19 protein-coding genes are annotated in these 22,251 nt (G+C 49.4%); 16 read left to right on the forward strand and 3 right to left on the reverse strand.

Annotated elements, in window-relative coordinates:
• The first annotated feature begins 241 nt into the window (after positions 1-241).
• From XMA127_RS06425 to XMA127_RS06450, 6 genes are all read left to right on the forward strand, one after another.
• Positions 242-1,642, forward strand: coding sequence for a Wadjet anti-phage system protein JetA family protein (locus XMA127_RS06425; RefSeq protein WP_173483510.1), 1,401 nt, complete (start codon positions 242-244; stop codon positions 1,640-1,642).
• Positions 1,642-2,361, forward strand: a complete 720-nt coding sequence (locus XMA127_RS06430; protein ID WP_173481105.1) for a DUF4194 domain-containing protein — start codon at positions 1,642-1,644, stop codon at positions 2,359-2,361. Before XMA127_RS06425 ends, XMA127_RS06430 begins: the two co-directional genes overlap by 1 nt.
• The gene (locus XMA127_RS06435) at positions 2,348-5,761 is read left to right on the forward strand and encodes an SbcC/MukB-like Walker B domain-containing protein (protein WP_173481104.1); all 3,414 of its coding nucleotides are present in this window, start codon (positions 2,348-2,350) and stop codon (positions 5,759-5,761) included. Before XMA127_RS06430 ends, XMA127_RS06435 begins: the two co-directional genes overlap by 14 nt.
• 254 nt (positions 5,762-6,015) lie before the next feature.
• The gene (locus tag XMA127_RS06440) at positions 6,016-6,366 is read left to right on the forward strand and encodes a hypothetical protein (protein WP_173481103.1); all 351 of its coding nucleotides are present in this window, start codon (positions 6,016-6,018) and stop codon (positions 6,364-6,366) included.
• Positions 6,367-6,376: 10 nt separating this feature from the next.
• Positions 6,377-7,723 (forward strand): DUF3422 family protein, encoded by a 1,347-nt coding sequence (locus XMA127_RS06445; RefSeq protein ID WP_173484053.1) that lies wholly within the window; start codon positions 6,377-6,379, stop codon positions 7,721-7,723.
• A 1-nt stretch (position 7,724) separates the two neighbouring features.
• On the forward strand, positions 7,725-8,042 hold the full coding sequence (locus XMA127_RS06450) for a BolA family protein (protein ID WP_173484052.1): 318 nt from the start codon (positions 7,725-7,727) through the stop codon (positions 8,040-8,042).
• Positions 8,043-8,566: 524 nt separating this feature from the next.
• Here XMA127_RS06450 and aroA read toward each other — a convergent pair.
• Positions 8,567-9,844 carry a 3-phosphoshikimate 1-carboxyvinyltransferase gene (gene aroA, locus XMA127_RS06455; protein WP_173481100.1) on the reverse strand — a complete coding sequence of 426 codons (1,278 nt, stop codon included), beginning with the start codon at positions 9,842-9,844 and terminating at the stop codon, positions 8,567-8,569.
• 170 nt (positions 9,845-10,014) lie between these two features.
• On the opposite strand from aroA, the gene XMA127_RS06460 reads away from it, so the two are divergent.
• Positions 10,015-10,251, forward strand: coding sequence for a YdcH family protein (locus XMA127_RS06460; protein ID WP_173481099.1), 237 nt, complete (start codon positions 10,015-10,017; stop codon positions 10,249-10,251).
• Between the two features lie 180 nt (positions 10,252-10,431).
• Here XMA127_RS06460 and XMA127_RS06465 read toward each other — a convergent pair whose 3' ends face one another.
• Positions 10,432-12,333, reverse strand: a complete 1,902-nt coding sequence (locus tag XMA127_RS06465; RefSeq protein WP_217362054.1) for a 5'-nucleotidase C-terminal domain-containing protein — start codon at positions 12,331-12,333, stop codon at positions 10,432-10,434.
• Positions 12,334-12,494: 161 nt separating this feature from the next.
• Here XMA127_RS06465 and XMA127_RS12060 point away from each other — a divergent pair, with 161 nt between their 5' ends.
• Genes XMA127_RS12060 through XMA127_RS06480 form a run of 3 tightly spaced genes read left to right on the forward strand, consistent with a single transcriptional unit; the run spans position 12,495 to position 14,489 of the window.
• Entirely contained in the window at positions 12,495-13,568 is a 1,074-nt protein-coding gene (locus XMA127_RS12060) for a HupE/UreJ family protein (RefSeq protein ID WP_173481098.1), read from the forward strand.
• A gap of 58 nt (positions 13,569-13,626) precedes the next feature.
• Positions 13,627-14,091, forward strand: coding sequence for a glycine zipper 2TM domain-containing protein (locus tag XMA127_RS06475; RefSeq protein WP_173483512.1), 465 nt, complete (start codon positions 13,627-13,629; stop codon positions 14,089-14,091).
• On the forward strand, positions 14,091-14,489 hold the full coding sequence (locus XMA127_RS06480) for a VOC family protein (protein WP_173481096.1): 399 nt from the start codon (positions 14,091-14,093) through the stop codon (positions 14,487-14,489). The genes XMA127_RS06475 and XMA127_RS06480 overlap by 1 nt, the downstream gene beginning before the upstream one ends.
• A gap of 21 nt (positions 14,490-14,510) precedes the next feature.
• Here XMA127_RS06480 and XMA127_RS06485 read toward each other — a convergent pair whose 3' ends face one another.
• Entirely contained in the window at positions 14,511-15,089 is a 579-nt protein-coding gene (locus XMA127_RS06485; RefSeq protein ID WP_173481095.1) for a YecA family protein, read from the reverse strand.
• Positions 15,090-15,188: 99 nt separating this feature from the next.
• Between XMA127_RS06485 and recQ the strand changes: the two genes are divergently transcribed.
• The 6 genes from recQ (at position 15,189) to XMA127_RS06515 (ending at position 22,185) form a co-directional block, all read left to right on the forward strand.
• Positions 15,189-17,315 carry a DNA helicase RecQ gene (recQ, locus tag XMA127_RS06490; protein WP_173483518.1) on the forward strand — a complete coding sequence of 709 codons (2,127 nt, stop codon included), beginning with the start codon at positions 15,189-15,191 and terminating at the stop codon, positions 17,313-17,315.
• Between the two features lie 6 nt (positions 17,316-17,321).
• Positions 17,322-17,741 carry a YqaA family protein gene (locus tag XMA127_RS06495; protein WP_173481094.1) on the forward strand — a complete coding sequence of 140 codons (420 nt, stop codon included), beginning with the start codon at positions 17,322-17,324 and terminating at the stop codon, positions 17,739-17,741.
• Positions 17,741-18,529 (forward strand): hypothetical protein, encoded by a 789-nt coding sequence (locus XMA127_RS06500; RefSeq protein ID WP_173481093.1) that lies wholly within the window; start codon positions 17,741-17,743, stop codon positions 18,527-18,529. The genes XMA127_RS06495 and XMA127_RS06500 overlap by 1 nt, the downstream gene beginning before the upstream one ends.
• Before the next feature lie 79 nt (positions 18,530-18,608).
• Positions 18,609-19,541: a tRNA 2-thiocytidine(32) synthetase TtcA gene (gene ttcA / locus XMA127_RS06505; protein ID WP_173481092.1), complete on the forward strand. Its 933-nt coding sequence runs from the start codon at positions 18,609-18,611 to the stop codon at positions 19,539-19,541.
• 291 nt (positions 19,542-19,832) lie between these two features.
• Positions 19,833-21,173 (forward strand): sulfite dehydrogenase, encoded by a 1,341-nt coding sequence (gene soxC, locus XMA127_RS06510; RefSeq protein ID WP_173481091.1) that lies wholly within the window; start codon positions 19,833-19,835, stop codon positions 21,171-21,173.
• Positions 21,157-22,185, forward strand: coding sequence for a c-type cytochrome (locus tag XMA127_RS06515; protein WP_173484051.1), 1,029 nt, complete (start codon positions 21,157-21,159; stop codon positions 22,183-22,185). Before soxC ends, XMA127_RS06515 begins: the two co-directional genes overlap by 17 nt.
• The last annotated feature ends 66 nt before the right edge of the window (positions 22,186-22,251 follow it).

The following is a 22,251-nucleotide window of genomic DNA, read 5'->3' on the forward strand; positions in this document are numbered from 1 at the left end:
GCGGTACTGATGGGCCATGTTGGCCCGCTTTAAAGCAGATAATAACAAGCTTTCATGTTAGGTAAAACAGTTCTTGTGGCAGGGTGGTTGAGGGCTGTTTTTTGACTCAAGGGTTAAAGATTTTTCTTTTACGCCAAAGTCTCATCTAAGAGGCCTATACAGCACTCCTTTTTTTGTTAGAATCGATGGTTATTCGATTTGCTGCCTATTGAATGGGCAGCCCTCAAATGGTGGATTTTTAGTGCTTTTCAATAAGCTACCAGACGATATATTTGCGCCGCTCTCTGGGCAGAATAGACAGGTTTACCAGTCTGTTCTTCTTGAATTGGCCGATCTCTTCTTTGATGAAGATCTTATAGACCCCTTTATTGCCAAAGATTTAGTCCGTTCAACCATCGAAAATGCCGTTGTTAAGCTTGGTGTTCGTCGCTGGGTGGCTGAGTCTGAAGAGGAGGCGGAGCTGCCTACCTCTAGCGCAGATTACACAAACCGTATCTACCGACGCCTAGTGCAAACGGGCTGGTTAGAGGAAGAGCAGAAGATCTATCGCACCTATGTGTTGCTCTCTCCTTCGGTCAGTTACCTGTTGCGTAACCTGGTTTCGATCGCGCGTTTGGAAAAACGCAGTTACGGTGGCACCGTTCTTAACGTGCTGTCGTCTCTGGAGTCGGCCATCAATGATCCGGTGGGTCGTGGTATTACCCTATCGGAAGCGGCAGACACAGCAGCCGAGTTCAGTGCACACCTGACCGATATGATGTTGGGTCTGCGCGAACTTAAAATATCATTGGCTGAGTCGCATAACCCGCAAGAGATTGTCCGTGGCTTCTTTGATCGTTTCGTTGAGCACATTCTTGTTTCTGACTATAAGACGTTGAAAACAAAGAACAACCCCTTCCGTTTTAGACGTCAAATTCTCTCTTTATTGCGTGATCTTCAGTTCGATACGCTGAAGGTAGAGATGCTGACTGAGCACTATCAGATGCAGTATGAAATCGAATCTGAAACTGCGGAAGCGATGGTGCACCAGCACATCAATCGCATCATCCGGATCTTCGAGTCGGTCGACCAGCGTCTGGCGATCATTGATGATTTCCGTTACCAGCTAGAGAAACGGGTAGCCGACACAGTTCGTTACATGGACAAGACAACGCCGGGTATGGCGGCTCGACTGTCGCGTGTCATTGCCAAATTGGCGGAGAAAGATGGTCGGGAGATACCACCGGTTCAGTCGCTTGATCAGTATGGCTTTATCTCGCCTTCGTCCATTCGCTCGCCAGTGCGTCGACGTGTTGAGACAGCGCCTAGAGTCATTACCCAACAGCAGATCGATCCTAAGGTTCTTTACATGCGTCAGCTCTTCAAAGAGTGGAAGGCACGCCGTGAGGTGAAAGTGGATCGAATTGAGGCCTACCTAGATCGTCACTTTTTAAATGGTGAAACCCTGGTCTCGGCGTCTGAATTTACCATTGATTCAATCGAAGATTACATCTGCTTCAGCTATGTGCGACACCTAAATTCGTTAGGTAAGAAAGCGCGTAAGACAGCTGAACGCTACCAAATAGAATTTGATGAAGAGTACGTGCGCGTTGCCGATATGGTGGAGTGCCGTGGTTTCAAAATACACAGGAACAACGCCTGATGCTTGGTGATTTACAAAAAGCGCTGACGCGCAATGAAAAGAGTACAGAAGCCGATTTCGTTCGCGCTGCAAACTCACTACTGACAAACCAGTTCCTCTATGCGGATCGCCCTGCACAGCGTGATACTTATTTCCTTATTTCGCAGAATATGGAGTACTTCCGTAACCTGTTCGCGGCACTGGGTTGGTCTCTGGTCTATCAACCTGATGAAGCCTATTTGGGTGTGCTACCCCAGGGTGAAGAGCGAGTCATGCGATTGAAGCTCGATGAGTCTCTGTTGATGCTCTGTATGCGTCAAATGTATGAACAGAAACTGGAAAATTTCGAAGTAGAGAGCGGTAAGGCGTACACCACGTCTGATGATCTGTTGAGCACTTACGAGAGTTTAACCGGTAAAGAGATCCCTAATGAGACGCGTCTAAAAGAGATCCTGTCGCTCTTCTCACGTCACGGTTTGATTGAACGCGGCAAGGCGAATGAGACCGACCCTAAAAACATTCCAATCGGCATCTACCCCACCATTCGTCAAGTGGTGGTCGAAGATTACATCCGACAGCTTGAGGCGCTCTGTGACATCGAAAGCGCTGATGCGGCCTTGATGGATGATATTGCTGACACTCCAGAGGAGTCGATCGAAGAGGTGAGTGAGCCAGCTGATGAGTCAGTGGAGTCAGAAGAGAAGGGTGCAGTAGAGGAGTCTGACGATGAAACAGCTTAATCGCATCGTTCTAGTTAACTGGTATGTATTGGGTGCTCAAGAGATCCCGATCAAAGGTAATGTCGCGATTGTAGGTCCTAACGGCTCAGGTAAATCGTCACTACTGGACGCCATGCAGACCATTTTGATGGGTGGCCATAAGCGCCACTTAAGTTTTAACGCCTCGGCGGGTGAAAAGTCTGAGCGTTCACTGCGCACCTACTGTCTCGGTTTTATGGATGATGGTGGTAAAAGCAACAGTGCCCGTGAAGATTCTATCAGCTATCTGGCGATGAGCTTCTTTGATACTGAGACGGCACAAGAGAGCTGTATTGGTGTTGCGATCAGTGCATCAACCGCCAGCCCAGATGAAGAGGTTTTGGGTCGCTTTATTCTGCCTAACTTCTCTGTTTCGCTGGATGACTTTAGTCGAAAAGAGGGCGGTGGTCGTATGCCGCGTCCTTGGAATGAAGTTCGTGAAAGCCTGCTTAAACAGTGTCCGGATATGACGCTAGAGAAGCGTGCAAGCCGCTACATTCGTGAGGTTGTGACCCACTTGAGTCACGATCCAGCGATGCCGAATGACGATGACAAATTCATCAAGAACTTCAAAAACGCTCTTAAATTTGTACCCATTGATAGTCCGACTCGATTCGTTCGCGAGTTTGTCTTGGATGAGAACGTAGTGCATGTCGGAGCCTTCCGTAAATCGCTGGATGAGTATCGAGCGATGGAGGAGAAGACGCGTGATGTGGCTAACCGTATTGATGAACTGGTTAAAGTACAAGAGCTCTGCCAGGGTATCAGTCGTAACATCAAAAACGCCGTCGAGTACGAGTGGGTTGTTCACGAGTCACGTTTTGAAAGTGCCGACCTTCGTAAAGAGGAGGCTGAAGAGCGTCTAGAGAAGTGGCAAGAGCAAGAGGCGGAAGTTGAGCGAGAGCTAACCAATATTGGTGCTGATCTCAATCAGGTTATGCAGGATCTTGCCAACGCACGTGCAGCGCTAAACAACACCGATGCTGCGCATCAGATTAACGCGATGGAATCTTCTATACGCGTTGGTCAACACGAACTCAATGTCATCGAAGAGCGCATTCAGAAGGCCTACTCGCTGATGCGCACAGCGGTGAGCTTTAATCAGAATCGTGAGTTCTTGCCTGAAGAGTTTGCAGCACTGGTGGATCAAGCATCAGAGATCTGGCGCTCGGGTGAAAACCTAATGGCAGACGCTTGGCCTTCAGATCCTGTCAGCGTCGATAACACGCTAAACGCAATGCGTAAGTCGATTGAGAACGTTCGTCGTAAAGTGTCGCGTCGTTATGAAGAGTCAGTTATCCGTATTTCTGAACTGCGCGCTCAGATACAGAACCAGAAGAGTGCCGTAGAACAGCTTCAGCAGGGGCGCGCCCCCGTTCGTCGTAACACGGCTGAATTGATGGAGCTGTTGAGTGAGTACGGTATCGACTCAACACCCATTTGTGAGTTGGTTGATATTACCGATGACAAGTGGCGCATTGCAATTGAGTCCTTCTTAGGTGCTCGCCGCGAAGCATTGGTCGTCGATCCTGATCGTGTCAAAGAGGCGATTACACTCTACCGCCGTAAAGGGCGTCACCTGAAAGGGTGTCGTATCATCAACACCACTAAATCGGGTGACTGGTTACACCGCACTAAGCCAGGTTCTCTGGCTCAGTTTATCGAGTCTGACTCTGACGATGCCCGCGCATTTATGAATCGCGCACTGGGCGGTGTCATGGCGGTTGAGACGGAAGCGGAGCTTTTGAAACAGGAGCGTGCGTTGACCTATGACTGCATGTTGCAGACCGAAGGTTCAACCACATCAATTAATGAACTGACACCAATTATGGGTATTCGTCGTCGTGGTGATCAACTTGAACTGCAGGGCAAGCAGGTCGATCAGCTGGTCAATGAGTTCACACTGCTAGGTCGTCAGCACGAATCTCTAGAGAAGCTACGTGATGCGTTAATAAGCCTTGATGGCGGTCTGTCTCAAGTGAACGAGCCTCTGTTTGATTTGACAGAACAGCGTAAGAAACTGACGCATCAGATTGAAGGGTACCAGCAGACTATTGTCGATCTCCGTAACCATGACGATACCGGTATTCAGCAGCGCATTGCCGATCTGGCGGCTAAGCAGAAAGAGACCGAGTCCACTCAAGCTGCGTTGATGGATAAACTGCAAAAAGCCCGTACAGGCCTGATCCGTGATACTGCTCAGCTAGAGGTGCTAGAGACCGATCTAACAGAGCATGCTGAAGCGCGTGCAGCCTGTGAAGCGAAGAATGAGTTCGACGCTCAGTCTGCGCAGGAGAAACGCGACTACCTCGATGAGAGCTGTGATGGTGAGTTGGAACGCATCATCTTCGAAGCGGCCAAGAAAGCTCAGTCTGAACTGGCTCTGCATGAGAAGAAAAAGAACGGTGTCCGTGATGCCGTTGCACAGTATAAAGCGCGTCACCACGGTGGCGGTTTGACTCACCATGAGTTGGATAAGGTTGGACCAGACTCCAGTCATGAAGATCTCGAGGGTTACGTTAACGAGACCGTTGAGGCACTCCGTGAATCTGAATTGGCAGAGTACACAGAGAAGGCCGAGCGAGCTCGTCTAGAGGCTGAGTCTGCTTTCCGTTCTGACTTCGTGGCCCATCTGAATGACCAGATCAATAAGATTCGTGATCTGATCCGTGAGCTAAACTCGCACTTGAAGAACCGTCCTTTCCATAAAGAGATGTACAGCTTTGAGATGTCACCTAACCCTGAGTTGAAAGACATTCTTGAGTTGGTTGAGGCCTATACGCAGCTCGATTCTGCCAATGTGGGCTCGTTGTTTGATATGAAGTTTGATGACAATGCGCAGCACAAGGATGCTCTAGAACGAATTCACGAAGTACTTAAAGATGAAGGCGAGAGCAGTCTGCTTCAGGACTACCGTAACTTCTACAACTTCGAGTTGGTGGTTAAAGATCTTGACGGCAATCGTAAGACAACCCTGTCGCAGCGTATCAAGACCGGTTCCGGTGGTGAGCACCAGGTACCGTTCTACGTCGCGATGGCGGCCGCCTTGGGTGCGACCTACCGCCTAAAAGAGGGTAGTGATGGTAAGCCTGTTGGTGGCTTCAGCCTGTCGGTATTCGATGAGGCGTTCAACAAGCTGGATTCAGAGAACACCGTTACCTCGCTTGGCTTCATGAGTGATTTGGGTCTCCAAACCATTATTGCTGCGCCGGATGAGAAGTACTCTCTGCTCAGTACTTGCATGGATACTATCATTAACGTCTGTCGTGACGGTCGTGTGGTCGACATTGATGTCGAGTTCCCAACGGATCTTGGTAAAGCGCTATTGGCGTCTGATCACCCTTACAAGGTAATGGCAGAAGAGGAAGCGGCGGAGCTTTAACAAATAGCGTCGCGGCCTCAATGAGACCGCTCCAACAGGTATTAATCGAGGCCTCTTAAGATCGCTCCAACAACTTAAGTGTCGGAACCTTATCGAAGATGAGGCGATCGATTGCCCGAAAAGGGGACTGGCCCAGGTCAGACCCCTTTTTTTTGTTCCTTTTCCACTCAGCGAAATCTACTAGTGCTCCCTTTGTGCAACTGCGGTATAGTCAGGTTATATGGTTATAAGTAAATCTATGTATTGGAGAGTCTATGCGTTTGATCAACCGCTCGGGTATTAGCATTAAACCCAAGGCTCCTTTTCATGAGTGGCTTTTGGCGGGCTCAGAAGAGCCGGTTCCTTCACTAGAGGAGCTGCGCAGTGAAGCCAACCTCTACCTCTTTGATGAGGTCGATTCTGATGAGGATTTCACCTCAGAGATTGAACAGCACTGGTTGACGATCTTTGAGAACGAACTCTCTGCCTGGGATGAGTTTCAGGATTTTTGGCCCAAACCGCTCTCGCTTGATCTCTTTAAGAGTTGGTTTGACATCGATTTACAACTGATGAGTTTTGATTTGAGCGATCAGCCCCTGATGCGGGCTAATCTGGATATAGAGTAAGGAGTCTCTGATGGTTGTCGCACAGCAGCAACACGGATTGGAATGGCATGAAGACCGTGATTGGCTCTATGACGAGCTGCACTCGCGCCCGTTCCAGCGCATTTCAGGGGATGCCAGTATTACCCACATTGCGGTGCTGGCAAACCAACAGGAGCGTGCCATTCAGAGTCAGCACATCCAGCGCTTGCTAGATACCCTCAACATCGAACACGACGGAGTGGATCAGGCGTGTAATATCTACACAGCGGGCGATCTGCGCATCCGTTGGGAGCAGCATCTCGAGTTTACGTCACTGACCATCACCGATTCACGTGAAGGGGTAGCGTCGACACAACCCTTTTTCACAACGGCGTTGGATCGACTGCCAGACGGCTGGTTAAGTAACTACCCAGGTAAAGCGGTAGCAGCTTTTCATATGCGCATTCAGAACATTCAGGGTGATGAACTACCAGAGCCCAAAGATGTTCGCTCTCAGCTCGATGATATGCAGATGATCGGCAGTCTGCCACAGAATGGTGCAGCACAAATCTGGACGACATTTAGAACGCACAGCGACAACTTTGGCCGTTTCCTAATCTTCAATAACAGCATGTCGAAAGGGCAGATGGGCCGAATGGTGCAGCGTGTAATTGAAGTTGAGACCTACCGTTTGTTAGCGCTGCTCGGTCTTCGCGAAGCGCGTAAGCTGTCACCGGTTGTTGCTGATATGGATAATCGAATGGCCGATCTGACGCGTCGCCTGTCAACGGGTGATAACTCAGATGACAGTCAGCTTTTGACAGAGCTCATCAACCTATCGGCCGATATTGAAGCTGAACGTGCGAGAACCACCTTCCGTTTCAATGCTAGCCGCTCATACCATGATGTTATGGCGGCACGATTGGATGAATTGCGTGAGGATGAGGTCTCTGGTCACCTGACCTTGAAAGAGTTTTTGATCCGTAGATTGACGCCTGCTGTGCGTGGCTGTGAGACCATGCACAATCGACTCGACGACCTATCGCGTCGTGTAAACCGCGCAGCCGATATGATGCGTACCCGAGTTGAGATGGCGATTGAGAACCAGAACCAAGAGCTACTGAGCTCCATGGATCGTCGATCCAAGATACAGCTAATGATGCAGCATACGGTAGAGGGTCTGTCGGTTGCTGCGATCAGCTACTACGCAGTTGGCCTAGTCAAGTACCTCATTGATGCGGTGCATGGTGCCGGTGTCGATTTCGATAAGAGTCTTGCAACTGGTGTCTCTGTCCCACTGGTGATTGGTGCGGTATGGTTCATTACTCGTAAAATTCAAAACCGATTTAAGAAACTCGCTGAAGTGAAAACCGAATCAACAGCGAAAGGGGATCAGTAAGGTGTCAGTAGAAGATCAGATCCAAACCCTTCTCAATGAAGGCCTTAATCTAGTTCACATGGAGTTAGAGAACGAAAGCCACATGCACGGTGGTAACCGTTTGGATACTCACTTCAAGCTCGTCGCCGTTAGCGATGATTTTGAAGGTAAGCGCCTAATTCAGCGCCATCAAACCATTTTTGGTCTGCTGTCAGACCTTATGCAAAACCCCATTCATGCACTCTCAATGCATCTATACACCCAAGCAGAGTGGGCCGAAAAGTCTGGTTTAGTTCCAGACAGCCCCAAGTGTATGGGTGGTTCAATGCACGATAAGTAGTGTTTCGGTGACAGGCCTTCAGCCTGTCATCCGCAGGTTAGCTTTACTACCTTTCTGGAAATCGCTGGGAAAGTGGATGTCAGGCTAAAGCCAGACACCGGTGCTAATAGCTAAATTCACATTAAGACCTATCGCGGCCTTTTCTAGACCGCTCCAACAATGTGCCTGACTCAAATCCCGTGCCAGTCGTCCACGTCCGATCGAGAGTGAGTACGATGGTTTTTCACGGTTAAGAGTTCAATGGGCTGAGGCCCGGATGGCCGAAGTCTGCAACGGAGGCAGGAGCCGACTTATTGCCATGGAAGGCATGTATTCCGTTAATGCAGGAGCAATTAACGGTTTGCAGTGTCCTATTGAACTTCAGTGAAAAATCATTGAACGGAGCGTGCCGCAGGCCGAGTGAGCGTGGTCAGTTTTTGCTTACTTTTTGCTGACCAAAAAGTAAGGCTGGCCGCCTTTAGGCGAGTAGAATGTTTTAAAGTAGAGGTGACAGGCTGAAAGCCAGTCACCACCTAAAGGGCAGGTTACTTCGTAACCTCAGCAAACAGATCAAAATACTCTGGGAAGGTTTTGCTGGTACAGCCCGGGTCATTGATGATGATCTCGCTGTTGCCGAACGAGGCGAGTGAGAAGCACATGGCCATGCGGTGGTCGTCGTAGGTATCGATCGCGGCGCTCTGGATTTCGGCTGGTGGTGTAATCTCGATGAAATCTTCGCCTTCCACCACTTCCGCACCCACTTTACGCAGTTCGGTTGCCATTGCGGCTAGGCGATCGGTCTCTTTGACGCGCCAGTTGTAGACATTACGAATGGCTGTAGGGCCTTTTGCGAACAGGGCGGTTGTGGCAATCGTCATTGCAGCATCGGGAATGGCGTTCAGATCCAGGTCTACACCGTTCAGTTCGCCTTTAGAGACCTCTACCCAAGTTGGGCCATAAGTGACCTTAGCACCCATCTTACCGAGCACTTCAGCGAAGGCTTTGTCGCCTTGTACCGATTCAGAACCGACGCCGTAGACGCGAATCGTTCCGCCAGCAATAGCCGCTGCAGCTAGGAAGTAGGAGGCTGATGAGGCATCACCTTCAACCATCACTTCACCGGGCGACTGGTAAGTCTGTCCGGCTCTAACGACAAAGCTCTGGTAGTTGTTGTTCTCGACCTCAACACCAAACAGCTTCATCGAGTGCAGGGTGATATCGATGTAAGGCTTAGAGACCAGCTCGCCATCGACAACGATCTCTAGATCCTGCTGTGCCATTGGAGCGGCCATCAGTAGCGCAGTCAAGAATTGGCTCGAGATGTTGCCTCGAATCGATACTCGTCCGCCTTTTAGCTGTTGAGCGTTAATCTTTAGTGGCGGGTAGCCTTCATCTTTTAGGTACTCAATATCAGCGCCAATTTGACGCAGAGCATCAACCAAGTCCTCGATAGGACGCTCGTACATGCGAGGTTCACCGGTCAGTGTGAACTCACCTAAACCAAGGCACAGTGCGGCGGTTAGTGGGCGCATTGCAGTACCGGCGTTGCCCAGGAACATCTCAGCACTTTGCTGCTTGAAAGGACCTGCCACACCGGTGACAACGCACGAGCGACGATCATCAGCTAGCTCATAAGAGACACCCAACGTTTTTAGTGCATTCAGCATGTGGGTAACGTCTGCGCTGTCTAGCAGGTTGGTTACCTTGGTTTCACCTTCCGCCAGTGCAGCTAGAAGAAGAATTCGGTTTGATAGGCTTTTTGAGCCTGGCAGTTGAACGTCACCGTTTGCAAAATCGCGAGGTTGGAGTGAAAGAGTTTCCATAATCTTAAAAGTGTAGTTGATCGCCAAAAAAGGATCGAAAAAGGTACAGGTAAACGTCTGTTAAGTCCATTGTTCAGAGAGATTCGTTTTAATTGATTTCAATCAATGGACGATGGAGAAGAGTAGGGCATATTAGAACCATCAACACTGTATGGAATTAGGAGTAAAAAATGATCGGAGAACACCACGATCTAGTTCATGAACTTCCAGAGTACCGCGAACGTATTCATGAGCTTAAAACATCAAACAACCACTTCTCTCGTCTGTTTGATGAGTACCACGAAATTACTAAGCAGGCTGAGCTTGCTGCAGCTGAAGTTGAACCGACCACGACCAGTCGTGAAGAGGAACTTAAAAAGCGTCGTCTTGAACTGAAAGATGAGCTTTTCAAAATGCTTCAGGGTTAACCCTTTTCATTGTCCTTTCGTTGCTTGAACGTTACCCGTCTTTTTAGGCGGGTTTTTTTTGCTTCAATTTTTTGTTGGAGCGATCTTAAAAAGGTCGCGATATTCTGAACTGCTATTTGTCCAGGTTTCTCATAGCAATAAAAAACCCGCACTAGGCGGGTTTTTTAATGGGGTAGGCTGTTATGCCCAATCACCTGGGTAGTCAGCGAAACCTGGGTTGTCAGAGACACCCACCACTTTAGGGTTGTTCACCTTAGGTAGTTTGATCACCATGTTCTCATCGCGTTCTGCTTTTAGGTAGTCAGCAATGATATCCCAGAGTAGTCGACCCTCTGGTGTGCGGTTAACAGTTGCCCAACCAGAGACGCTGTAGTTCTTGTCATCAGCAATCACTTCACCGTTGTCTAAGCGTACTTCAGAGATACGCTGGCCAAGTGGTTTGGTTGGATCGATGGTGTAGTCAAGACCACCCACGCGAACCATGTCGCCACCTGATTGTAGGTATGGATCTGGATCGAATAGGTTGTCGGCAACGCCTTCAAGCATCTCTTTGATCGCTTTACCAGTCATCTCTTGAACGTAAGTTTCAGAGTAGGTTGTTGCACACTGGCTCATGACATCTTCCATTGTGATCCACTCACCCTCTAGAGTAGTGGTACCCCAACGAACGCCGGCTGATAGTGCGATGTCTGCCTTGTACTCCCAACGAAGTGCGTTACAGATAACTTGGTCCCAAGTGCCCATGAAGTTACCGCGACGGTAAAGAGTACGATCCGCTTTAGCCAGTTTCTCTTGAAGAATCTCTTCGAAGGTTTTGCCGACACGGATTGGGTTGTTCTGCCACTTCTTGTTACGCGCTTCGATGATGTTCTCATCGTAACGACCTTGGCGCATCTGGTTGATGTACGCTTCCATCTCACCGTCAGCTTCAAGCCAATCAGAGATAACAGGTAGCTGTTTGTAAGTCATGTTGGTGATCTGGCCATCTTCGATCGAGAAGTCCATACAGCCGACAAACTTACCGTTTGAACCTGCGTTGGTTACCCAACATTCGCCACCGTCAACGTTCTTAACTTTGATCGGTTGTGGAACACCATCGTGAGTGTGACCGCCGAATACAGCATTCAGGCCAGGAACACGTTCAGCCATCTTGATGTCGACGTCCATACCGTTGTGCGATACAAGAACAACCGCGTCTGGCTGCTCCTCTTCACGGATCTGCTGAACAAGCTCGATCATCTCTGGTTCACGAAGACCGAAAGACCAGTCTGGGAAGAACTCTTTAGGGTTGGCGTTTGAGGTACGTGGGAAGGCTTGGCCTACTACAGCGATACGCTTGCCGTTGATCTCTTTAATCACGTATGGCTGGAACGCATGACCCGTATCTTCGTCGTACAGACCACGGCCATCGAAACGCTCAACCATTTCGTAGTACTCATCACCAAACAGTGAGTCTTCTAGTACTTTAACGTTCTGACCGATGAAGTCACCTTTGAACAGAGCAACGTTCGAAAGAACTTCCTCTTCACGGTAGGTGAACTCCCAGTGACCAACCATAACGTCGATGCCAAGAATGTTAGATGCCTCAACCATGTCGACACCACGTGTCCACAGTGAAGTACCCGATCCCTGCCATAGGTCACCACCATCAAGGGTTAGTGTGTTTTGGCGTCCGCCCGCTTGATCGCGTAGACGATCTAGAAGTGTTTTAACGTGTGCGAAACCGCCCGTACGACCGTACTTCTTAGCTTCTTCTAGGAAGTTAAGGTAGGTGTATGCGTAAGCTTCAGGAGAGTTCTCTGAAAGACCCATCTCCTTAAGGAAATTTTTGCCGACAACGTGTGGTGGACGACCAAATGCATCACCGACACCAAGGTTGACGTTTGGCTCACGGAAGTAGACAGGCTTTAGCTGGCCGTGAACGTCTGTAATGTGAAGGATACGAACATCACCTTCCATTGGAACATCATAAAATCCGCTTGGAGCAGTGTTGCTTGCTAGCGCGCGAGAAGTGTAAATTGCTGGTAGGCTTCCTGCTGCAGCAGCGGCGGCCATAGCCTTCAATAGTTGACGACGATTCATAGTTATCTTAGTTTCCCACTCTTCTTAAAGGGCCCACAGGCTGAAATCCACCAAAAGCACGCATGCTTATTACTAGAGACATACCAGTGAGACTAATTCCAGGCATTTTCGTTATATGCACATTAGTTACATCCTTATTCTACCCAGTTAGGGCTGATGTTGTGAAGCCTGCATTGATAGAGATCTCTGCAAATACGACTGAAGTGGTAGAGATTGAGATCCGTGCCAGCCTCGAAGCACTTCTGACCGGTATCAATGGACAGTATCGAAACACTCAAGAGGCGCCTAACTCAGATCAATACGACCATTACCGTGCAATGGAGTCGGCAGAGCTTGAGGCGGAGTTTAAAAAGTTCATGCCGACGCTCCTAGAGGGTGTTGAGTTGAAGCTTGATGGAACGCCCGCTGAGTTGCAGCTAAAAGAGCTAGTCGTGCCACCCCCAGGCTATACCAAGGTGCCTCGCAATAGTGTGATTATCTTGAAAGGGCGAATCCCCCGGGAGACTCAAAGTCTAACCTGGTACTACCCCATGGCGTTTGGCGATCATGCGACTCGAGTCAGACAGGTAGATGAGGCCAATAACGAGTGGCACTGGTCGTCACACCAGTGGGTAAAAGAGGATAAGCCAACTGAACCGTTCATGCTGAATGAGGTGTTTGCCAAACCGAGTTTTGCGCAGGTGGTGAAAACTTACACCCTAGGTGGTTTTCAGCACATTCTTCCCAAAGGGTTGGATCACATCCTGTTCGTGCTGGGTATCTTCCTACTGAGTCGTCGTTTAAAGCCGATTGCCCTACAGATTACGATGTTTACCATTGCCCACTCGATTACCTTGGCAATGGGTACTTTGGAGATTATTTCGATCTCGCCTCGTATCGTAGAGCCTCTGGTTGCGTTATCGATCGCCTACGTTGCTATAGAGAATCTCTTCTCATCCAAAATTAATCGTTTCCGTCTTCCCGTCGTGTTCGGTTTCGGTCTGCTTCATGGTCTCGGCTTTGCCACCATGCTGTCGGAGTTTGGGATGCCGACGGATGATTTTGTAGCTGCGTTATTAGCCTTTAATGTTGGCGTTGAGTTGGGCCAGCTCGCCGTGGTGTTGATTGCCTATTTTGGTGTCGCTTACTGGTTTAGCTCAGAGAAACTCTACCACCGTATTGTTGTGGTTCCGGCTTCACTGGTGATCGGTATCATGGGAATGATCTGGTTTGTTGATCGACTCGCCATTTTTTAATGCAGAATTCGTGCTTTCTGTCTAAGCTTAATCTATCAATAACGATTGGGAGTCTGTTATGCGAATGAATAGAGTGTTGATTGGTGCAGTGGCCGCAGTTGCATTAACTGGTTGTATGCAGCAGAACCTGCAAGGAACAGCCTACACCGCTGCCGATGCACGCCAGGTTCAGACGGTTGAGTACGCGACTGTCGAGCAGGTGACACCGGTGATCATTAATGGTGATCCTAACAATCCTGTTGGTGTGGGTGCTGGTGCTATTGTCGGTGGTATTGCAGGCTCAACCATTGGTGGCGGTAAAGGATCATCTATTGCGACGGTCTTGGGTGCAGTAGCCGGCGGTATTGCTGGTTCTAAAATCCAAGAGAACAGCTCACAAACTCAAGGGCAAGAGATTCAGTTGTTAATGGATAAGGGTGGTCGCATCTCCATCGTCCAGGGTGTGCAGAACAATCTCTTCTTCAGACCGGGCGATAAGGTTCGTGTGTTGCGCTCTGGCAATACCGTTCGTGTCAGCTATTAATGAAGCAGCCTAAGCTCAACTCGATTCATCACGCGGCGATTATCTGCAGTGACTACCAACGATCCAAGCAGTTCTACACAGAACTTCTTGGATTGACGGTATTGGATGAGAATTATCGAGCTGAGCGTGACTCTTACAAGCTTGATCTAGCGCTACCGGATGGTGGCCAGGTTGAACTCTTCTCAATGCCCGGAGCTCCGCAACGTTTGAGTTACCCTGAAGCTCAGGGGTTGCGCCATTTGGCCTTCGCCGTAAGCGATATTGAGGTGTGGGTCGAATGGTTGGCTGACAATGGGGTAGGGCATGAGCCGGTAAGGGTTGACCCTTATACCGGCAAGCGTTTTCTCTTTTTTGCTGATCCGGATGACCTGCCGTTAGAGTTGTACGAGCAGGCCTAACTGAATCCTTTGAAGAGAGGTCTACTTCTCTGGTGCGTTAAACTGTAGGTAGAGATCGATCAGGATTTCTGGGATCTGTTCACACATCTCTTCGCTTAACGCGCGATCTTTACGAATATCTTTTACTTCACCTTCATCGAATAGATCGGATGCGACCATAATCGGTAGTAGAAGGCCGGCCACCGACTCTTCGTCATCACTGAACCAGGCCTCTTCATTGCTGAAAACGCCTTCCATAAAGGCTTCAGCCCAGAGTGTGATCTCAGGAATCTCATCCTCTTCGTCAGTTTCAAGGCTGAGATCACAAGGCAGGTAGATTTCCTGATCGCTGTAGAGATCGTTGGCGATGGTAGAGTTCAATTTTCTCAACAGGTTCTCTATTTCTGCCTGTTGCTCTGCGCTACTCCAGTTAGGCTTCTCGTCGAAGATAAGCGTCATCCACGTCGACTCGTCGACTTTTTCAGGTGCGATATTAAGAGCGCATAAAAGCCCGTGTGCACCGACTAGATCAAGAGCGGTCTCTGCCACCGCTTCAGAGTCTAAAAAGTTCTCTAGTTGATCCAGTTCGTCTTCGCTAATTAGAGCTACACTTTGATTCATTACTGTTTTCCATAGATTGAATCTTTTAATTGTACCCCGATCTCGATTAAGTGCCTATGTTTGAGTGACTTAATCCACGGCATATCCGATAATGAGCGCATGATTGAACAAGCCCGCCATCAACTGTTACACACCTTCGGTTTTAATGAGTTTCGTGATCCGCAGCAGTCCGTCGTAGAGACCCTGTTAGAGGGGCAGGATGCACTCGTGATTATGCCGACTGGCGGAGGTAAATCCCTCTGTTATCAGCTACCCGCTCTTGTCAGATCGGGTGTTGGGGTGGTGGTGTCGCCGCTGATCGCTTTGATGCAAGATCAAGTCAGTGCGCTGTCACAGTTAGGTATACGCGCAGGTTGTCTCAATTCGGCCATCGATTTTAACCAGTTACAGGCCACAGAGCAGGCGCTGTTAAATGGTGAGCTGGATCTGCTTTATGTCGCACCCGAGCGCCTTCTTCAACCAAGAACCCTGTCACTGTTGCAGCAATCACAACTTGCTCTGTTTGCGATTGATGAAGCGCACTGTGTCTCGCAATGGGGGCATGACTTTAGACCTGAGTATCTTCAATTAGGTTCTCTAGCGGAACGTTTCCCTAATGTGCCTCGGGTGGCGCTGACCGCCACGGCGGATGCTCGAACTCAGCAGGAGATCATTGATAAACTGCAACTTCAGACCGGTCGTGTCTTTATTAAGGGGTTCGATCGTCCCAATATTCGCTATCGCATCATGCAGAAGGATCGTGCAAGGGAGCAGCTTCTCAACTTTATTCGCACCGAGCATGCCCAGGATGCCGGTGTGGTCTACTGCATGTCCCGCAAGCGTGTGGAAGATACTGCCGCTTGGCTATCTGAAAAGGGTTTTAATGCACTGCCTTACCATGCCGGATTGAATGCACAACTGCGTGAGCATCATCAGCACCGATTCCTGACGGAGGAGGGGGTGATTATGGTCGCGACGATCGCTTTTGGTATGGGGATCGATAAGCCCAATGTTCGTTTCGTGGCTCATCTGGATCTACCGAAATCGGTAGAGGCCTACTATCAAGAGACCGGTCGTGCCGGTCGAGACGGTGAGCCGGCCAACGCTTGGATGGTTTATGGCCTTCAGGATGTGATCTTTCAAAGGCAGATGTTGGAATCAGGGCAGGCGCCTGATGAGCAGAAGCGTATAGAGCGACAAAAGCTTGAGGCGATGTTGGGGCTGTGTGAGATCACCAGTTGTCGACGTCAGGTGTTGCTCTCCTATTTTGGTGAGACAGAGCACCAGCCCTGTGGTAACTGTGACAACTGCCTAGAACCCCCCGAGGTATGGGATGGTACAGAGGCGGCTCGGAAAGCGCTGTCGGCTATTTATCGTTCCGGTCAGCAGTTTGGCGTTAATGCGATTATCGAAATTTTACATGCGGAACATTCGGATCGTTCGCGTGATCGCGGTCTCGATAAGCTCTCGGTTTGGGGTATTGGTAAAGAGATCGATAAAAACACCTGGCGATCAGTGTTTCGACAGCTGGTGGCTCAAGGGTTGGTACAAGTATCTGCAGAGCATGGTTCGCTCTCCTTAGCTGAGAAATGCCGTCCGTTGCTGAAAGGCGAGACGGAGATCCAGTTACGCAAAGATAAACGCAAGTTGCGCACATCGATGGCCAGTGGGCGCTCTCGTAAACCAGAGATGCAGCTGGATGATCAGGACTTTAAACTCTGGGAAGGTCTCCGAGCCTGTCGTAAACAGCTCTCTGACGAACAAAATGTGCCACCTTATGTCATCTTCCATGATGCTACCTTGATGGAGATGGTGGAGCGCAAACCAACCTCGCTGATTCAGATGCGTCGTATATCTGGGATTGGTGATCGTAAACTGGAACTCTACGGCGATGCCTTCCTAGAGGTTATTAACGAGTCGCTCTCCAATGAACGCGAGAAAGAGGTGGATTACCAGAAGGAGGAGGTGCTACAGCTCTATCGTGCTGGCATGACCACCGATCAAGTGGCTAGGCAGGTTCATCTATCCGAACAGCAGGTGTTCAATATTCTGGCGCACTGGATCGCTTTGGGTGATCTCGCGTTAACGGACGTGGTTGAACTGCCTCTATCAGAGATCAGTCAAATTGAGCAGCAGATTTTGGAAAGCTCAAGTATACATGGCGCGTCACTCAAACCCGTTTTTGAGCACTTCTCTAACGTCTACAGTTTGGGCGTATTACGCTGCGTTCAGGCAGCAATGGAGTAGGGTTGAATGGCTTGGGAGTTACTGCTCGCTGCATTTATCTCTTCAACGCTTTTGCCCGGTGGTTCCGAGCTATTGCTGGCATGGTACGTTGCTGAAAACCCTGCGAACTTCTACCCACTTCTCTTGACTGCGATTGTCGGTAATTTGGCCGGATCGATGCTCTCCTTCTTTATGGGGTGGTTAATCGCTCTGAAATACCCTCTGACACTGTTGGACAAGCCACAGCATCAAAGAGCGAAACGCTGGATAGGGAAATACGGTGCTGTGATACTGCTGCTGGCTTGGTTACCTGTAGTGGGAGATCCGCTCTGTCTAATGGCTGGTTGGTTGCGCCTAAATCCGCTAAGCAGTTTTCTGTTTATACTGATCGGAAAGTCGATACGCTACTTTGTCATCGCATGGCTGGCGCTTGAGGTCGCTGTCTGATGTGGAGTTGGCGGACAATCTCCTATATTGCGCTGATGTTGCTGGCGCTCGTGTTGTGGCTCAATCGCTTGCAGAGTGAGTCGATAACGCCCGATTGGCAAGAGCCGGTCTCACTGCGAATCTATCCTGTGAATGCGGATCAAACGATCGCAACAGCAGAGTACCTTGCAACGCTATCTGATGACGATTTTAACGACATCGAGCAGTTCTTCTCTGATGAGTCTAGGCGCTACGGTCTTCCCCTTGAAAAGCCTCTGTCGGTCGAGCTCTATCCTGTGGTCACGTCACTTCCGCCTGAAGCGCCAGAATCTGCGAGTATTTTGGACTCTCTATGGTGGGGTTTGCGAATGCGCTTGTGGGTGGCTGGGAATGATCAGTTTGATGCGGATGACAATACTATTCGTGTCTTCATGAACTACTATTCACCAACGCTTAATAGCACCATGAAACACTCCTTGGGTTTGCAAAAGGGTAGGATCGGGCTGGTAAATGGTTTCGCGTCAGATCGTTTTCAGGGCTTGAATCACTTTGTAGCGGTCCATGAGGCGCTGCATACTTTGGGGGCTTTGGATCGTTATGATCCCGAAACCGCTGAGCCGGTTTGGCCGGATGGATTTGCCGACCCTGTTCAAGTGCCGCTCTATCCTCAATCTCGAGCTGAGGTGATGGGGGGTAGGATTCCGCTTGTGCCCGGAGTGGCTGTATTACCCTCCGATTTGAGTTTTGCTCACATAGGGCCCGCGACTGCCAGTGAAATAGGTTGGCTCGATGCGTTAGGCGATCAGTAAGGGCTGTCGCTTTGTTGCCTTTTCGTTATACTTGCGCCGCCATTTAACTAGGCAAAACATTATTTAGATCGGATAGACCATGAAAGACGACACCCAGCAAGATGAGCTCAATCGCAAGCAGAAGCTTCGCTTCAATAAGCTGCATAAGCGACTCAGACGTGAAATGGGACAGGCGATAGAGGCCTTCAACATGATCGAGCAGGGCGATAAGGTGATGGTCTGTCTGTCCGGTGGTAAAGACTCCTACACGCTTCTCGATATTCTGATCAACCTACAGAAAAGTGCGCCGATCCACTTTGATCTGGTTGCCGTCAACATGGATCAGAAACAGCCGGGATACCCTGAACACATTCTTCCAGCCTACCTCGACTCTTTAGATATTGAGTACCACATCATCGAGAAAGATACCTACTCGGTGGTTAAGTCGGTTATTCCTGAGGGCAAGACCACCTGTGGTCTCTGCTCGCGTCTGCGCCGCGGCACGCTGTATGGCTTTGCAGATGAGATCGGTGCCAACAAGATAGCGCTAGGACATCACCGTGATGACATTATTGAGACGCTGTTCTTAAACATGTTCCATGGCGGTAAGCTGAAGGGGATGCCGCCCAAGCTGGTCTCAGATGATGGAAAAAATATGGTGATACGCCCGCTGAGCTACTCGCGTGAAAAGGATATTGCCGAGTACGCTGAGATAAAGGGCTTCCCGATCATTCCTTGCAACTTGTGTGGCTCGCAAGAGAATCTGCAGCGTGCATCCATTAAAGAGATGTTGAATCAGTGGGATAAGCAGTTTCCGGGTCGTATTGAGTCTATGTTCAGGGCGATGTGCAATGTCGTTCCGTCGCATCTGGCCGATGAGCAGCTGTTTGATTTTAAATCCCTCAAAACCGGATATGCTCACGGTATTGAGGATGAGTCAACCATTCTAAAATTGACTACATCACACGCCGATACAGTTGACAAACAGTCGGCCGTTCAAGTGGTCGAAAAGATAGAAATCACCTCCCTGTAAAAGGCTGCAAATCTTCTAAAATCCCGATTTTTATTATGTTGCACCGCACTAGTCCTTTAGGCTAATGCCGATAGCTTATTGATGGTCATAAGTTTCCTGTGTGGTAGGTTAATCCTTGTAGTTCCGTGGGTTTGGCTGTCATTTTATTGTCACTAAACCGACTTATATCGATTCGTTATAGCTAAAAGCTTTATATAGCTATAATTAATTTGCATATATGGTGATTGGGAACGTAGAATTCGTTCCGCTAGAACTAATTTTGATAATTCACAAACAGCCGGGAGGCAATTGATGGCCAAAATCATCAAAGGGCCGACGACACGTGAGCTAATGTCCCAGCTTGCGAGCGAGTCAGAAGGACTCTCTACTAACGATCGTCGTGATTTTCTCCGCAAGGGTATCGCTGCTGTAGGCGGTGTTGCTGCTGCTAGTGTCGCAGGCACTGCAACGGCATCTGATGCTCTACTTAACTCAAACAACTTGCCACCAAATGAGCCAACTTGGGGTAAGCAGCTAGGTCACGGTGTTATTGAATACCCGTACGGCAACCCTTCGAAATTCGAAAGTGATGTTGTTCGTCGTACCGTACCTTGGTTGACAGCTGAGTCTATCTCTTCAATCTCAATGACACCTCTTCACGAGCTGAAAGGTATCATTACGCCAAACGGACTTGTGTTCGAGCGCTACCACGGTGGTGTTCCAACAATTAATCCTGAAGAGCACCGTCTAATCATCCACGGCCTTGTTGAGCGCCCACTGATCTTCACTATGGAAGATCTAATGCGCTTCCCATCTGAGTCGCACATCAAGTTCCTTGAGTGTCCAGCGAACGGTGGTATGGAGTGGCGTGGTGCGCAGATGGAAGCGCTTCAGTTTACACACGGCATGCTAAGCTGCTGTGAGTGGACAGGTGTTCCTCTACGCGTTCTTCTTGAAGAAGCGGGCGTTAAACCAGAAGGTAAGTGGGTACTTGCTGAAGGTGCTGACGGTGCGCACATGTCTCGTTCTATCCCAATCGAGAAGTGTCTTGATGATGCTCTGATTGTTTACGCACAGAACGGTGAGATGCTTCGTCCAGAACAGGGTTACCCAGTTCGTCTTCTTAACCCAGGTTGGGAAGGTAATACCTCTATTAAATGGCTTCGTCGTCTTGAAGTCGGTGATAAGCCTTGGCACCACCGTGAAGAGACGTCTAAGTACACAGACCTCATGGCTGATGGCCGTGCGCGTCGCTTTACATTCGTTCAGGAAACTAACTCGGTTATCACTAGCCCATGTCCTGAAAAACCAATCCTTAGCCCAGGCATGATCGAGATCGAAGGTCTTGCATGGTCTGGTCGTGGTAAGATCAAACAGGTAGATATCTCGTTCGACGGCGGTGTCTCTTGGACGCCAGCTAACCTGAAAGGTCTAGTTCTTGAAAAAGCTCTGACTCGCTTCAGTCTTGTGACTAAGTGGGATGGTCAGCCATGGTTGCTACAAGCGCGTGCGATCGATGAGACAGGTTACGTACAGCCAACACTTAAGCAGCTTCGTGAAGTTCGTGGTGTTGAGTCTATCTACCACAAGAACGCTATCCATACTTGGAAAGTTGCTAACACTGGGGAGGTTTCGAATGTTCAACTCTCTTAAGCCAACCCTAGTTGCTGCTGCAGTTGCCGGCTCACTAGTTGCTGGTTCTGTAAACGCGGGTGAATCATTCGGCTTCGGTCGTACCGCGACTGCTGAAGAGATCGCTGGTTGGGACATCGATGTACGTCCTGACGGTATGGGTCTTCCAGTAGGTGAAGGTTCGGTAGAAGACGGTGAAGGTCTTTACGAAGCTAAATGTGCTGTGTGTCACGGTCTATTTGGTGAAGGTGAAGGCCGTTGGCCAGTGCTTGTAGGTGGTCAGGGTACTCTTGCTCAGGACCGTCCTACTAAAACTGTAGGCTCTTACTGGCCTTTCGCTTCGACTCTTTACGATTACATCTACCGTGCGATGCCATTTACGGCTCCACGTTCATTGACTCCGAATGAGACATACGCAATCTCTGCGTACATTCTGTACATGAACGAGATCGTAGAAGATGACTTCGTACTAACAAATGAAAACCTTGCTGACATCAAGATGCCAAACGAAGAGAATTTCTTCGTAGATCCGCGTCCTGATGTTAAGAACACGCGTTGTATGTCTGACTGTAAAGATCCTAATGCGATCATGATCACCGGTACTATCGGTGGTGTAACCCCAGTCGGTCACTTCGTTGAAGGTGCTGACGGTCCTGCCGCTTCTCACGAAGAGCAACACGCTCTTGAGCAAGCGAAAGAGAAAGAGCGTCTAAAAGCACTGGGTGTTGAAGTTGAAGAGGAGTCTCACTCTGCTAAGCCTGCTGAGCTATCAGCTTCTGCTAAAGAGGGTAAGGCGACTTACGAAGGTGCTTGTGCCGCATGTCACGGTATGGGTATCGCAGGCGCACCTAAGCTAGGTGATCAGGCTGCATGGGAAGCACGTATCGCACAAGGTATGGATGTCCTAGTAGACCACGCGATCAATGGCTACCAGGGTGATAACGGCATTATGCCAGCGAAAGGTGGTCGTATGGACCTATCTGACGAAGCTGTCGCTAATGCGGTTGCCTACATGGCAGAATCTAGTCAATAATTGACGGATGGCGGGGCGGTTAACGCCGCCCTGTTTTTTATAATAACAAGCACGAAAGTGCACGAT

The sequence above is a fragment of the Marinobacterium sp. xm-a-127 genome, assembly GCF_013283425.1.
GTDB lineage: Bacteria > Pseudomonadota > Gammaproteobacteria > Pseudomonadales > Balneatricaceae > Marinobacterium_E.

What these genes read in the sequence shown, in the direction of transcription:
- XMA127_RS06515 (WP_173484051.1), top strand. Translation starts at nt 21,157, where the DNA reads ATGTTCAACTCTCTTAAGCCAACCCTAGTTGCTGCTGCAGTTGCCGGC.
- XMA127_RS06435 (WP_173481104.1), top strand. Translation starts at nt 2,348, where the DNA reads ATGAAACAGCTTAATCGCATCGTTCTAGTTAACTGGTATGTATTGGGT.
- soxC (WP_173481091.1), top strand. Translation starts at nt 19,833, where the DNA reads ATGGCCAAAATCATCAAAGGGCCGACGACACGTGAGCTAATGTCCCAG.
- recQ (WP_173483518.1), top strand. Translation starts at nt 15,189, where the DNA reads ATGATTGAACAAGCCCGCCATCAACTGTTACACACCTTCGGTTTTAAT.
- XMA127_RS06465 (WP_217362054.1), bottom strand. Translation starts at nt 12,333, where the DNA reads ATGAATCGTCGTCAACTATTGAAGGCTATGGCCGCCGCTGCTGCAGCA.
- XMA127_RS06500 (WP_173481093.1), top strand. Translation starts at nt 17,741, where the DNA reads ATGTGGAGTTGGCGGACAATCTCCTATATTGCGCTGATGTTGCTGGCG.
- XMA127_RS06480 (WP_173481096.1), top strand. Translation starts at nt 14,091, where the DNA reads ATGAAGCAGCCTAAGCTCAACTCGATTCATCACGCGGCGATTATCTGC.
- XMA127_RS06485 (WP_173481095.1), bottom strand. Translation starts at nt 15,089, where the DNA reads ATGAATCAAAGTGTAGCTCTAATTAGCGAAGACGAACTGGATCAACTA.
- XMA127_RS06445 (WP_173484053.1), top strand. Translation starts at nt 6,377, where the DNA reads ATGGTTGTCGCACAGCAGCAACACGGATTGGAATGGCATGAAGACCGT.
- XMA127_RS06495 (WP_173481094.1), top strand. Translation starts at nt 17,322, where the DNA reads ATGGCTTGGGAGTTACTGCTCGCTGCATTTATCTCTTCAACGCTTTTG.
- XMA127_RS06430 (WP_173481105.1), top strand. Translation starts at nt 1,642, where the DNA reads ATGCTTGGTGATTTACAAAAAGCGCTGACGCGCAATGAAAAGAGTACA.
- XMA127_RS06460 (WP_173481099.1), top strand. Translation starts at nt 10,015, where the DNA reads ATGATCGGAGAACACCACGATCTAGTTCATGAACTTCCAGAGTACCGC.
- ttcA (WP_173481092.1), top strand. Translation starts at nt 18,609, where the DNA reads ATGAAAGACGACACCCAGCAAGATGAGCTCAATCGCAAGCAGAAGCTT.
- aroA (WP_173481100.1), bottom strand. Translation starts at nt 9,844, where the DNA reads ATGGAAACTCTTTCACTCCAACCTCGCGATTTTGCAAACGGTGACGTT.
- XMA127_RS06475 (WP_173483512.1), top strand. Translation starts at nt 13,627, where the DNA reads ATGCGAATGAATAGAGTGTTGATTGGTGCAGTGGCCGCAGTTGCATTA.
- XMA127_RS06440 (WP_173481103.1), top strand. Translation starts at nt 6,016, where the DNA reads ATGCGTTTGATCAACCGCTCGGGTATTAGCATTAAACCCAAGGCTCCT.